The sequence below is a fragment of the Vibrio owensii genome (genome assembly GCF_002021755.1).
Lineage (GTDB): Bacteria > Pseudomonadota > Gammaproteobacteria > Enterobacterales > Vibrionaceae > Vibrio > Vibrio owensii.
In genome coordinates this window covers 343,267-356,183 of the sequence record NZ_CP019959.1, presented here as the reverse complement: position 1 = coordinate 356,183, position 12,917 = coordinate 343,267, and the positions used below count along the sequence as shown (strand labels likewise).

The following is a 12,917-nucleotide window of genomic DNA, read 5'->3' as shown; positions in this document are numbered from 1 at the left end:
TTATTACCGATATGGTGCAACCAAATTACTTCAGTGGCAAGATCTGGATTTCAACACGACGGTTGCAGGCACGACCTTCAGAAGTTTGGTTTGAGCAAATTGGGTTACGCTCACCGTAGCCACGTGCGATTGCGCGACCTGGTGCAACGTTTTGTGATACTAGGTACTGACGTACCGATTCAGCACGACGCTCTGATAGCGTTTGGTTGTAAGAATCGCTACCTGTGCTGTCTGTGTAACCATCGATCACAAGGCTTGTGTCTGGGTATTCAACTAGGATACGAGCCACACCACGAAGTGTGTTGTGGATGCTTGCGTCTAGTTGGTAAGAGCTTGAAGAGAAGCCAATGCCGTTTTCCATGCGAAGAAGCAGTTGGTTTTCGCCAACACGTTCAACTTGTACGCCAGAGTTTAATAGAGCACGACGCAGTTCCGCTTCTTGTTGGTCGAAGTAGTAACCAACACCAGCGCCTGTAGCACCACCAGCTGCTGCACCAATCAATGCGTGTTTACGACGTTCTTTAGCGTCGTCACCAGTCGCAAGACCAATTGCTGCACCCGCAATCGCACCGATAAGCGCACCTTGCGTAGTTGAGTTAGTTTCGTATTCACCTGTAGTTGCGTTTTGGCGTTGTGTTGCTTGACAGCCAGTAAGAGCCAGCACTAGCGCAAGTGCAATAGACATCTTTTTCAAGGGAAAATCTCCGTATAAGCCGAGGCGCAAGTGCGCCTCATAATGGGATGTGAATTATGGAATAGAAGGTATTGATATTTGTTATGCGAACGTCAGATTGATAGAAGCTTTGTAAGCTTTTTCTTATAGTTGGCGATGTTGTAATCAGTTCCAGAGTTATTTAGAAGGGTTATCCAACATTTTTCTCGCTTGCTCTCCGCCAACACCTCGGTTAACGGACACTTTGCGGCCTTTTTTTAAGCCGACTTCGTAATCTGCAGTGATGTTCTTCATCGCTTCCTTGAGTTGTTTCTTGAACGTCTCACGGTCGATGTTTTTAAATTCTTTATCAATGTAGTTATTGATTTTGTTTGCGGATTCTTCGTCTGGTGAGATCACAGGAAGCTTTTCGAGCGCGCCCTCTACCCAACCAGAAACAAACGAGTTAACACGACGCGTTACTTCCATTGAAGAAGTGCCTGAACCCGCGAAACTATTGCGGAACTGTCCGGTGCTCTCGTTCATCTCACGATAGATAATATCAAAGGCAAAAGCCGCAAAAATCGCGCGGTCTGCTTCACCGATAAACTCTACTCGTTTAAGCCCTTTATGGTTCAGAAGAACCGCCTCAACACCGAACTTAGTATTGATGCCGCGAATCACGCGCAATATCGTCGAGCTAATGCTTGCTGGCAAGAGGTGTGAAGACTGAGTCTTACCCATCTTGATAAACTCAATATCGTCCTTATCCAAGCCATATTTCAGCATGAGACGATGCGCCATCTTGATAGCGTTCGCCGCTTCATTTACGTTGGCGGAGTTGCCCAGTTCTAAACACTTGGCGATTTTTTTCAGAGCTTTTTGTTTATCCATCGACGACCAGTACCGAGAACTGAAAATTTAGGAAGTCGGATATATTACCTTTTTTGATGGAAAAACGGAATAACGATGGAGAGGGAAAACTGTGCTGCAAAAAGAAAGCCCCTTATGGAAAGAGGCTTTGAGAGAGGTCGTTGTTTGACAATATTACAGACCAAGTTGGTCTAGCAGATCGTCCGCATCACTTTTTGAGCTTGCTGATTCTGCTGCTTTTTTGTCAGCCATACTTTTGCGAGTGGCTTCTAAAATATCGTCCGGGCTTTCATCTTCAGCCACTTCAAACTCTTCAAGTTGGATAAACTCGGTCTTGTCCATCGCAAGTTCTAGGTAGAAGATATTATTGTTCTCTGTAGAGAAGGTGACTCGGCGCGCTTGAGGACGGTCTAGATTGGTATCAACTTGCAGGATCACCTGTTTGTTGAGCGAAAGCATTTTTGGTTGGTTCTGCGTGATGTTGGTCTGAAGCTCTTTACGAATCTTATTCGTGAAGTCGCCAACCAATTGGTTCATAAGCTCACCAAGCACATCGCCCACTTCATCTGAAGTGTGTGAGATCGCTAACTCTTCCTCAGGCATGCCCATATTACGCATGTAGTTGGTGTAAATCTCTAAGGCCGCTTTTGCTGTAAAGTTAATTACAACAAGGCCAGTGAAGCCTCCATCAAACAATACAAAACAACCAAAATCCGGCTTGAGGCTGGTTTTGTTGATCTTTTGCACCATGGCAGAGTAGTTAACTTGAGAAGAGGTTGCTGAAGTAAGTACGCCAGAAACCGACTGGCAAAGTTTTAGAAGGATATCTTCAGTGGTTACAACTTTATTTTTTTTCATCCTGAAAGCTCATATTGAAAGGCTATTTCTTTTTCAATGTAAGGCATCAAGCGTTATAAAATAAAGCATAAGTTTAATTCTTGTATTGAGATTCTGATTTGAACGCCTTTTTAAATGTTGTAAAGTGACGTAATTCAAAGAAAACAACCTCATTCATACCTCTAACTCGCCAGTGGTTTTTTTGGTCGTTGATGGTGAGAATGATTAAAAATTAGATAACCCGCAGCTGATTGGATCAGCGCAGTAGGGGCAGGAAGCAAATGTTACCAAGATTACACTCGCAAACGGATGTCGATCCTCTTGTTCTTAGTTTTCTCAAAGAGCTTGAGCACTCCGGGTTCACTGGCGATATCGAAAGCCAATACTCTAGCCGTCTCGCAGTAGCCACCGACAACAGTGTCTACCAGCAACTTCCTCAGGCTGTTGTTCATCCTAAAACCACCCAAGACGTTTCCCTCATCGGTAAACTCAGCAACAAAGAAAAATACGAGCGTATTACCTTTTCTCCTCGTGGTGGCGGTACGGGTACGAATGGTCAATCTTTAACGAAGGGCATAGTGGTTGATTTGTCTCGCCACATGAACCAAGTTCTAGAAGTGAATGAAGAAGAAGGTTGGGTTCGTGTTCAAACGGGTGTGGTCAAAGACCAACTGAATGATGCTGTTCGCCCGTATGGTTATTTCTTTTCGCCTGATTTATCGACCAGCAACCGTGCTACGATTGGTGGGATGATCAACACCGATGCGTCCGGTCAAGGCTCGCTTAAGTACGGTAAAACCTCTGACCACGTTCTTTCTCTTCAAGCGGTTTTTGCTGATGGTTCGATTTTGGAATCAGACCTTTCTCATGGCTTGCCAAACGAAGGGGAATTTGCCGATACGGCGATGCGTGTGACGGAGTCGGTATGTCGTGACAAGCGCCAGCAAATTAACGATAAGTTTCCACCGTTAAACCGCTTCTTAACTGGCTATGACCTTAAAAACGCATTTGACGAAGAGGCAGACAGCTTTGATATCACTCGTGTTTTGTGCGGAGCTGAGGGCTCATTGGCATTCATCACCGAAGCGAAGCTCAACCTAACCCGCATTCCTAAAGCGCGAACTCTGGTTAACGTTAAATACAACAGTTTTGATTCGGCTCTGCGCAACGCGCCATTTATGGTGGAAGCAAAAGCGTTGTCCGTTGAGACCGTGGATTCAAAAGTTCTGAACTTGGCGAAGCAAGACATTGTTTGGCACACCGTCAGCGACTTGATTACCGACGTACCTGATAAAGAGATGCTTGGCATTAACATGGTCGAATACGCTGGTCAGGATGAAGAGGAGGTGGCTTCTCAAGTCGCGTTCCTAACGGCCAAGCTCGATACCATGCTAGAAACGGAAGAAGCGGGCATCATTGGCTATCAAGTATGCAGTGATGTAGCGAGTATCGGCCGTATCTACAACATGCGCAAAAAAGCCGTGGGGTTGTTAGGCGCAGCAAAAGGGCGTGCTAAACCTGTGGCGTTTGCCGAGGACACTTGTGTTCCGCCAGAAAACTTAGCGGACTTTATCGTTGAATTTCGTGACTTGCTAGACGCAAAATCACTTAACTACGGCATGTTCGGCCACGTAGATGCTGGTGTTCTCCATGTTCGACCGGCATTGGATCTGTGCGATCCTCATCAGGAAGCCTTGATGCATGAAATCTCGGATGAAGTGGTTAAGCTAGTGGCAAAATACGGCGGCTTAATGTGGGGTGAGCACGGTAAAGGTTTCCGCTCTGAGTATGGCCCTGAGTTCTTTGGTGAAGAACTCTTTACTGAATTGCGCCGAGTGAAAGCCGCTTTTGACCCACACAACAAAATGAACCCAGGCAAGATCTGTACGCCGCTGAATAGCGATGCTGAGCTTGTGAAAGTGACTGACACCAAACGCGGCTACTTCGATCGTCAGATTGACGTACAGGTACGTGATAGCTTCAAGCAAGCGATGGAGTGTAACGGTAACGGGCTGTGTTTTAACTACGACACCAGCTCACCTATGTGTCCTTCAATGAAAGTCACTGCAGACCGCCGTCATTCGCCGAAAGGGCGTGCAGGTTTAGTTCGTGAGTGGCTACGCCAGTTGACTGAGCAGGGCATTGATATTCTCGACTTAGAGAAGCAGACGCTGGAAAACAAAACGTCCATCAAAGCCATGATCGACCGTGTGCGTCATTCGATTAACCGTCGTCACGAATATGACTTCTCCCACGAAGTGTATGAAGCGATGAATGGTTGTTTGGCGTGTAAAGCGTGTGCGAGCCAGTGCCCGATTAAAGTGGATGTACCTAGTTTCCGCTCTCGCTTTCTCAATATTTACCACTCTCGTTACCAACGCCCAGCAAAAGACTATTTGGTATCGAACATTGAATCCATGTTGCCATTGATGGCCAAAGCGCCAAGTGTCGTGAATAGTGTGCTCAAGCAATCTTGGGTGCAAAGTCTAACGGCTTCGACGGTGGGTTATGTTGATGCTCCGTTATTGTCTGTACCGACTTTGAAAGAGCGAGTCGAGACGTTAACCACGGCTTATGACCTACAAGCACTAAGTGGCTTATCAAGTGAAGACAAACAAAAGCATGTGCTGATTGTTCAAGACCCTTTCACCAGCTACTACGATGCAGAGGTGGTGGAAGACTTCATCAAACTGGTTAAGAAGTTAGGTATGAATCCGGTTCTTCTGCCATTTAAGCCAAACGGCAAAGCGCAGCACATCAAAGGTTTCTTACGTCAGTTTAAGAACACTGCGCAAGATACCGCGAAGTTCTTGGAGATGGTCGCGGACTTAGATATCCCATTGGTGGGAGTCGATCCTGCGTTGGTACTGTGTTACCGCGACGAGTATGCTGAAGTATTGGGTAGCAAGCGTGGTCAGTTTGATGTGCTGACTGCACATGAGTGGCTTCATCCAAGACTGGACGATTTCGATGCTCTTGAGTCTAAAGAGCAAGCACCTTGGTATCTGTTCGCTCATTGTACTGAGAAAACCAAATTGCCAAATGCAGAGAAAGAGTGGGGAGCTATCTTCGCTCATTTTGGTGCGGTGTTGAACACTGTGCCTGTAGGCTGCTGTGGCATGGCAGGGACCTTTGGCCATGAAGTCGATAAGCTATCGATGTCGCGTGACATTTATGATCTGAGCTGGAAGCCGAACTTGGACAAACTTGACAACGAGCGTTGCTTGATTACGGGGTACTCCTGCCGAAGCCAAGTCAAACGCTTTGAAGGGGTAAAACCTAAGCACCCAGTTCAAGCTTTGCTAACATTGATATAATGCTTTACGAAAGCCCAGTCTAACTGGGCTTTTTATCATTTAAGAACCGTTACTGACGATGACAACGTTTTATTCTCATAAGGATATGAAGATTGAAAAAGCTTGAGCTTAAAGTGCCACCTGTCGCTCTATTTTTGTTGATGGTATTGCTGATGTACTGGCTGAAAGACGTCGTGCCAGAAATGAAAATTACCGTACCGTTTGTTGAGTTTGTTACTGCTGGGCTTGTTTTGATAGCAGGGTTTGTGGGCATTGCTGGTGTTTACGAGTTTCGTAAAGCCAAGACGACAGTAAACCCAGTGAAACCAGAAACCGCGTCGCTGGTGGTCGATACAGGCGTATTCGCTTACACACGCAATCCAATGTATGTAGCGCTTTTGCTTGTCATTATCGCTATTGGTCTGTGGTGGCAACATCTCAGTGTTATTTTGTGCGGTGTATTGTTTGTCGCGTACATGAATCGCTACCAAATTAAGCCAGAAGAACGCGCTTTGGAAAGACTATTCGGTGAGGATTACCTAGATTATAAGAACCAAGTCCGTCGCTGGATTTGATGAATAAACAAACCGCAGATAAAAAGAAAGCCCAGCATATTTGCTGGGCTTTCTATTGAATTTCTTTTTTGGAAAGAGCGGCAGGGTTTGTCTGCTGGAGCGTTGCTTCCGAAGACTAAGCTGCCTTAGCGAACTTTGCTAAGAAGGCATCCTTACGCTCGTTAAAGCGTTGTACCAAATCGTCAACTGCATCTTGGTCGTATGGTTTAAGGCCACTTGCCACCATACGTTTGATGCCTTTACCTACGACTTCACCGTCTTGTTTGAATGCAAAGTTTAACGTTACAACACCACGTTTTCCTTCCACATCAAACGTTGCGCCTGTGAAATCAACTTCTGGATGAGTCAGGTCTAGGCGACAGAACTCAACTTCCATGCTTTCGTAAATCACCAGTGGACGTTGGCAGTTGATCATCATTTGTTTCTCTTCCATTAGAGGAACCATGATGTGAGGGAAGTTCATGCCAGAGAATTGAACGTAGTTAGTCACCACGTGTTCAATAAATGCCGGATCTTGGTTTGTTTCGCCTTCACGAGACATGTGTAGGTATTCTTTACCTGCTTCATCGACCACGGCGCTTTCTTTTTCACACTTATTTTCGATGTGAAGCGCAACGCCGTCATTCACCATTCCAGAGAAATCGAAACGCATCTTTTGGCTCACGCCTTCTTTGCTCAGCAATACTGCAAAAAGCAGATCTCCTGGAACACAAAAGCGTTTGTTGTCTTCATCGTGAATAGGGTTGTAATCACCAGCTACGCGTTTTGCGAAGTGACTTGCTTGTTCACGAGTGAACTGAAATTGGTGATTAGTGTTTGAAAAATAAGGTGTTAGAAACATAATTTTTACGTAGTAACCAAAACTGTCAGGGATTATATGCGAATATCTGCGTAGCAATGGTCCATCCAGTGAAAACTTCACTGTATCTTAACAATGAAACGATAACGCAGCGGAATAAAGCACCAAAAAGAGCGCTTTTGTTATGCATTATTCAGTATGGCCATAAATCCGCGATTTACCATATTATTGAGGGACTTGATGCGTATAAATACAATAAAGGCTCCAATAAGGAGCCTTTAGAGTCATTAGCGCGATAGATTAATGCACGCTTGGTAGTAAGCTTTCTGGCATCAATGCGTTATGCAAAGCAAGCTTGAGCAGGGCATTGGCTTGCTCGATATCTGGCGCGAAGTAGCGGTCTTTATCGTAGAACGATACTTTTTCGCGCAGCATTTGCTTGGCAATTTCGATACGCTCAGAAGATTTGTTTGGCGCACGGAAATCCAACCCTTGCGCGGCAGATAAGTATTCAACCGCCAAAATACCACGCGTATTTTCTCCCATCTCTTTCAAACGACGAGCAGCGAAAGTCGCCATTGATACGTGATCTTCTTGGTTTGCAGATGTAGGTAAGCTATCGACAGAAGCAGGGTGAGCCAGTGTTTTGTTTTCACTCGCTAGTGCTGCCGACGTCACCTGCGCAATCATAAAGCCTGAGTTTACGCCGCCATTGTCGACCAAGAATGGAGGAAGCTTAGACAGAGCACTATCAATAAGCAGTGCCATACGACGCTCTGACAAGCTACCAATCTCTGCAATCGCAAGTGCAAGGTTATCTGCCGCCATAGCAACGGGCTCAGCATGGAAGTTACCACCAGAGATGATGTCATCGTCTTCTGCAAACACAAGTGGGTTATCTGACACAGAGTTCGCCTCTACTTGCAGAGTGTCTGCCGCATTGCGAATTTGCTGTAAACAAGCACCCATAACTTGAGGCTGACAGCGCAGGGAGTAAGGGTCTTGAACCTTCTCACAATTGGTATGGGATTCACCAATCTCACTGGTCGCTTCTAATAGGTGTCGATACGCTAACGCCGCATCCATTTGGCTACGATGGCCTCGGACTCGGTGGATACGAGGATCGAACGGACGACGGCTGCCCAATGCCGCTTCTACCGACATCGCGCCACAAACGGTCGCAGATGAGAACAGGTCCTCGGCAATGAACAAACCTTCGAGTGCAAACGCCGTTGATGCTTGAGTACCGTTAAGCAGTGCAAGACCTTCTTTCGGTGCGAGTGTGATTGGCTCTAGACCAGCAATTTGCAGTGCTTCTAGACCAGAAATGACTTTGCCATTGTGACGTGCTTGGCCTTCACCAAGAAGCACCGTACTCATGTGAGCAAGCGGCGATAGGTCACCCGATGCACCGACAGAGCCTTTTTGAGGCACGCATGGATATACTTGTGCGTTCACAAGGTCAATCAGCATGTTGATGACTTTCAAACGTAAGCCTGAGAATCCACGCGCAAGGCTATTGATTTTCAGCACCATCATCAAACGAACAGTCTCATCTGACATAAATTTGCCGATGCCCGCAGCATGAGAAAGCACAATACTGCGTTGCAGCGTTTCTAGATCTTCCGGCGCAATACGAGTGTTTGCAAGTAGACCGAAACCCGTATTGATGCCATAAACGGTGCGATCTTCTGCAATCACTCGGTCGACAACTTGAGTGCTTTCCTCAATCGCCGGAATGGCTTCTGGATCTAGAGTAAGGTTGACAGGCGAGCGGCTCACCTGACGCAGTTCGTTTAAGCTAATATGGCCTGGCTTTAGCGTTAAATTGAGCATGTCTTTCATCCTTACTTCAGCTTTTTCAGTTCTTCATTGAGCATTGGCAAATCCAGTTTTTGCTCAGCTGCACATTGTTTTGCGATGTCATATCCCGCATCGGCATGACGCATAACCCCCGTCGCTGGGTCATTGTGAAGAACACGAGCAATACGCTCAGACGCATCATCACTACCGTCACAACAAATCACCATACCTGAGTGTTGAGAGAAGCCCATACCAACGCCGCCACCATGGTGAAGTGATACCCAAGTTGCACCACCTGCTGTGTTCAATAGGGCGTTAAGTAATGGCCAATCTGATACGGCATCAGAGCCATCCATCATACCTTCGGTTTCACGGTTCGGGCTGGCTACCGAGCCAGAGTCTAAGTGATCACGGCCAATAACGACCGGTGCTTTCAGTTCACCGTTTTTCACCATTTCATTAAAGGCTTGACCAAGGCGCTCGCGGTCTTTCAGACCTACCCAACAGATACGTGCAGGCAAACCTTGGAACTGAATGCGTTCACGTGCCATGTCTAGCCAGTTGTGTAGGTGAGGGTTATCTGGAATCAGCTCTTTAACTTTTTGGTCGGTTTTGTAGATGTCCTCTGGGTCGCCAGACAACGCTGCCCAACGGAATGGCCCAATACCTTCACAGAATAAAGGACGAATGTAAGCCGGTACGAAACCTGGGAAATCAAACGCGTTTTCGACGCCTTCTTCCAGAGCCATTTGACGGATGTTGTTACCGTAATCCAGTGTTGCAGCACCGCGGTTTTGCAGCTCTAGCATGGCTTGAACTTGTACAGCCATTGATTGTTTCGCCGCTTTCACTACGCCGGCTTCGTCTTGCAAGCGCATTTCTGCTGCATGAGACATGCTCCAACCTTGAGGTAAGTAGCCGTTCAGTGGATCGTGTGCAGAGGTTTGGTCTGTTACTACATCTGGTGTGATGTTACGTTCCACAAGCTCTGGGAAGATGTCTGCTGCGTTACCTAGTAGACCGACAGAAATAGGCGTGTCGGACTCTTTGATCATCGCCAGCGCTTCATCCAGCGATGTAGCTTTCTTGTCGACGTAGCCTGTGCGCAGACGGTAATCGATACGTGATTCGTCACACTCAACAGCAATCATTGAGAAACCTGCCATTGTGCCAGCTAGAGGTTGAGCGCCGCCCATACCGCCAAGGCCGCCAGTTAAAATCCAACGACCTTTCGCGTCGCCGTTAAAGTGCTTTTTAGCTACTGAGACAAACGTCTCGTAAGTGCCTTGAACAATGCCTTGTGAACCGATGTAAATCCAGCTACCTGCAGTCATTTGTCCGTACATCATCAGGCCTTCTTTATCGAGCTCATTGAAGTGCTCCCAATTGGCCCAATGTGGAACTAGGTTTGAGTTCGCAATCAGAACGCGTGGCGCATTTTTATGAGTCGGGAAAACGCCCACGGGCTTGCCTGATTGAACGAGAAGAGTTTGGTCATCGTCGAGTCTTTCTAACACTTCAACAATCTTATCGAAGCATTCCCAATTTCGTGCTGCTCGACCGATACCACCGTATACAACGAGCGAGTGAGGGTGCTCAGCTACGTCTGGGTCAAGGTTGTTCATCAGCATACGAAGTGGGGCTTCCGTCAGCCAAGATTTGGCGCGCAGGTCGGTACCGCGTGGAGCACGAATTGTTCTGCTGGTATCAAGTCGTGGATCTTGTCCTTGGCGCTGTGTCATTTTAAGACTCCTTTAGTTTCACGTGTACACCAAGTCTGTGCTTGGCTATTTAATCGTTATTGGGTTTATTTATTTAGGCTTGTCGTTTTTCTCTGCCATAGCATTAGCGATGTCCCAACATAAGCGGGCTGCCAATCGAGCGGTTTGACTATCGACGTCATACGTGGGGTTGTACTCGGCAATGTCTGCAAGCATGAGTTTGTTTTTGTAATGTAGGATTCGGTCGAGAAACGGCGAAATGATGTCGTAGCTAACCCCTCTCGCCGCTGGAGCGCTTACACCCGGTGCTGTTGCCGCAGGGAACACATCCAAATCAATCGTTAGATAGAGGTAATCGCAGTCATCGATAAAGTGCTGTAGCTGCGTTAAATGGTAGCTGTGATTCATGTAGCAAAGCTGTTTGTCTTCCACATACCAAACATTGAGTTCGTCCGCTTTCTGGAATAGTGCTTTGGTATTGCTGCTGCGACTGACACCGATGCAAGCGTAATGAAACTTCCAATCATTGTGTTGGCAGAAGTGATGGATTTGATTAAATGGTGTCCCTGAGCTCGGTTTTACATCTGCCAGCGAACTTTTAAAAGCGCGTAGGTCAAAATGTGCGTCGAAGTTGATTATGCCAATCTTCGGCTGCTTTTCTGGGTGATGAGTTTTGAAGTATTCGGCCAACCCAGAAAATGACGCCCAGGCGATCTCGTGCCCGCCACCTAGGACGACGACCGGCGTGTGGGGTAGTGCTTGAGCAACCGTGGTCGCGCATTGCGATTGGCTGCTCTCTAGTAAGTCGTCTTCGCAAACGACAGTACCAAGGTCATAAAGCGGCGCATCTTGGTGCCAAGCGAGATTGGCTAGGGCACGACGGATCAAATCCGGTGACTTTTTCGCGCCGATACGGCCTTTATTTCTGGCAACACCCGCATCGGTAGCAAAACCAAGGATCGAGACGCCTTCGCTTTTGCTCGGTAACTCTTCGACAGAAATATTTTTAATCACGTGGTGAACGCGTTTACCCAGTTCTCCATCTTCTGCATCGTGGCGACCTTGCCAGTGAAATGGAGCGGTATTTGGATCTGATTGAGCCATGTTACAGTCCTCCGTGAGAGACATATTCACCATTGACTATACGACCTACCAAACGTTTTGCGCCGACTTGGTAACTGAGGTCTGCCGGGTGTTCGATATCCCAAATTGAGAAGTCAGCGTCATAACCGACTTCAATCACGCCACGAGATTCCCCATAACCCAATGCTTTTGCTGCATTCTGGGTAACACCACGCAGCGTTTCTTGTGGCGTTAGGCGGAACAGAGTACAAGCCATGTTCATCATCAGGGTTAAATCTGCGAACGGCGACGTGCCAGGGTTGATATCTGTCGCTATTGCCATTGGCACCTTGTGCGTTCTAAGTAAATCGATAGGTGGTAATTGGGTTTCACGTAAGAAGTAAAATGCACCAGGGAGCAAGGTTGCCACGGTAGAAGAGTTGGCAAGGGCACGTACGCCAATTTCATCGAGATATTCAATATGATCGGCAGAAAGACCATTGTATTGGGCTGTTAGCGCCGTACCACCTAAATCAGAGAGCTGCTCAGTATGACCTTTCACATGCAAGCCATGTTTTTTTGCCACCTCAAAGACACGCTCTGTTTGCGCTAAGTTAAAACCAATCGATTCACAAAACACATCGACGCTGGTGGCGAGCTTTTTTTCTGCCACGAGGGGAATAATGTCATCACAAATATGTTGGATGTAATCGTCAGCTCGGTCTTTAAATTCTGGTGGAAGTGCATGAGCGGCGAGCAGGGTTGTGGTGATTTTGACTTTGCGCTCTTGCTCTAAGGCTTTGGCTGCTCGCAGCATCTTGATTTCATCACCTAGCGTGAGACCGTAACCAGACTTAACCTCGATAGAGGTAACGCCACTGGCAAGTAACCCATCTAAACGTGGTAGAGCGAGCTCAATAAGTTGCTCTTCACTGGCAGCACGAGTGGCATGAACGGTAGAGAGAATACCGCCGCCTTGCTTGGCGATTTCTTCATAAGGCACACCATTGAGACGCATTTCAAACTCGTTGGCTCGATTTCCGGCGTATACAAGATGAGTGTGGCAATCAATCAAACCTGGCAACAAAAGCTTGCTTTGAAGATCAATGGTTTGTTCGTAGTGGTCCGGATTCAGGATGGATTCAGTTTCTGCACTGTCTTCGCCTTTTGCTGCGGTACTGAGTGCAACAATTTTTCCTGACCGAATGCCGACGCGAGCAAGGGGAGAGGTTAGGTAACCTTGTTCTCCTTCTTGCATAGTGACGAGGCGTGCATTTTCAATCAGCAAATCCATTCTGA

Annotated in this window: 10 protein-coding genes; 2 read left to right on the top strand and 8 right to left on the bottom strand. The window is 47.1% G+C overall.

Features of this window, described 5'->3' with window-relative positions:
• Window positions 1–25: 25 nt before the first annotated feature.
• The 3 genes from A9237_RS01570 to A9237_RS01560 all read right to left on the bottom strand — a co-directional run bounded on the left by A9237_RS01570 (window position 26) and on the right by A9237_RS01560 (window position 2,383).
• On the bottom strand, window positions 26–694 hold the full coding sequence (locus A9237_RS01570) for a YiaD family glycine zipper/OmpA-like lipoprotein (RefSeq protein WP_009705864.1): 669 nt from the start codon (window positions 692–694) through the stop codon (window positions 26–28).
• Between the two features lie 156 nt (window positions 695–850).
• Window positions 851–1,546 carry a DUF2786 domain-containing protein gene (locus A9237_RS01565; protein ID WP_005443269.1) on the bottom strand — a complete coding sequence of 232 codons (696 nt, stop codon included), beginning with the start codon at window positions 1,544–1,546 and terminating at the stop codon, window positions 851–853.
• Between the two features lie 153 nt (window positions 1,547–1,699).
• Entirely contained in the window at window positions 1,700–2,383 is a 684-nt protein-coding gene (locus A9237_RS01560) for a DUF3334 family protein (RefSeq protein WP_009705865.1), read from the bottom strand.
• Between the two features lie 260 nt (window positions 2,384–2,643).
• Between A9237_RS01560 and ydiJ the strand changes: the two genes are divergently transcribed.
• Both ydiJ and A9237_RS01550 read left to right on the top strand, forming a co-directional pair.
• On the top strand, window positions 2,644–5,679 hold the full coding sequence (gene ydiJ, locus A9237_RS01555) for a D-2-hydroxyglutarate dehydrogenase YdiJ (protein WP_078607369.1): 3,036 nt from the start codon (window positions 2,644–2,646) through the stop codon (window positions 5,677–5,679).
• Window positions 5,680–5,771: 92 nt separating this feature from the next.
• The gene (locus A9237_RS01550; protein ID WP_033006935.1) at window positions 5,772–6,233 is read left to right on the top strand and encodes a methyltransferase family protein; all 462 of its coding nucleotides are present in this window, start codon (window positions 5,772–5,774) and stop codon (window positions 6,231–6,233) included.
• 115 nt (window positions 6,234–6,348) lie between these two features.
• On the opposite strand, the gene A9237_RS01545 is transcribed toward A9237_RS01550, so the two are convergent.
• The 5 genes from A9237_RS01545 to hutI all read right to left on the bottom strand — a co-directional run bounded on the left by A9237_RS01545 (window position 6,349) and on the right by hutI (window position 12,912).
• Window positions 6,349–7,074 (bottom strand): DUF3581 domain-containing protein, encoded by a 726-nt coding sequence (locus A9237_RS01545; RefSeq protein WP_009705868.1) that lies wholly within the window; start codon window positions 7,072–7,074, stop codon window positions 6,349–6,351.
• 258 nt (window positions 7,075–7,332) lie between these two features.
• A complete protein-coding gene (gene hutH / locus A9237_RS01535) occupies window positions 7,333–8,868 on the bottom strand; it encodes a histidine ammonia-lyase (RefSeq protein ID WP_078608693.1) in 1,536 nt (511 codons plus the stop codon).
• 11 nt (window positions 8,869–8,879) lie between these two features.
• A complete protein-coding gene (gene hutU / locus A9237_RS01530; RefSeq protein ID WP_020194865.1) occupies window positions 8,880–10,577 on the bottom strand; it encodes a urocanate hydratase in 1,698 nt (565 codons plus the stop codon).
• A gap of 69 nt (window positions 10,578–10,646) precedes the next feature.
• Complete coding sequence (hutG, locus tag A9237_RS01525) at window positions 10,647–11,660, bottom strand: formimidoylglutamase (RefSeq protein ID WP_078607367.1); 1,014 nt, start codon at window positions 11,658–11,660, stop codon at window positions 10,647–10,649.
• Between the two features lies 1 nt (window position 11,661).
• Window positions 11,662–12,912 carry an imidazolonepropionase gene (gene hutI, locus A9237_RS01520; RefSeq protein WP_078607365.1) on the bottom strand — a complete coding sequence of 417 codons (1,251 nt, stop codon included), beginning with the start codon at window positions 12,910–12,912 and terminating at the stop codon, window positions 11,662–11,664.
• Between the last annotated feature and the right edge of the window lie 5 nt (window positions 12,913–12,917).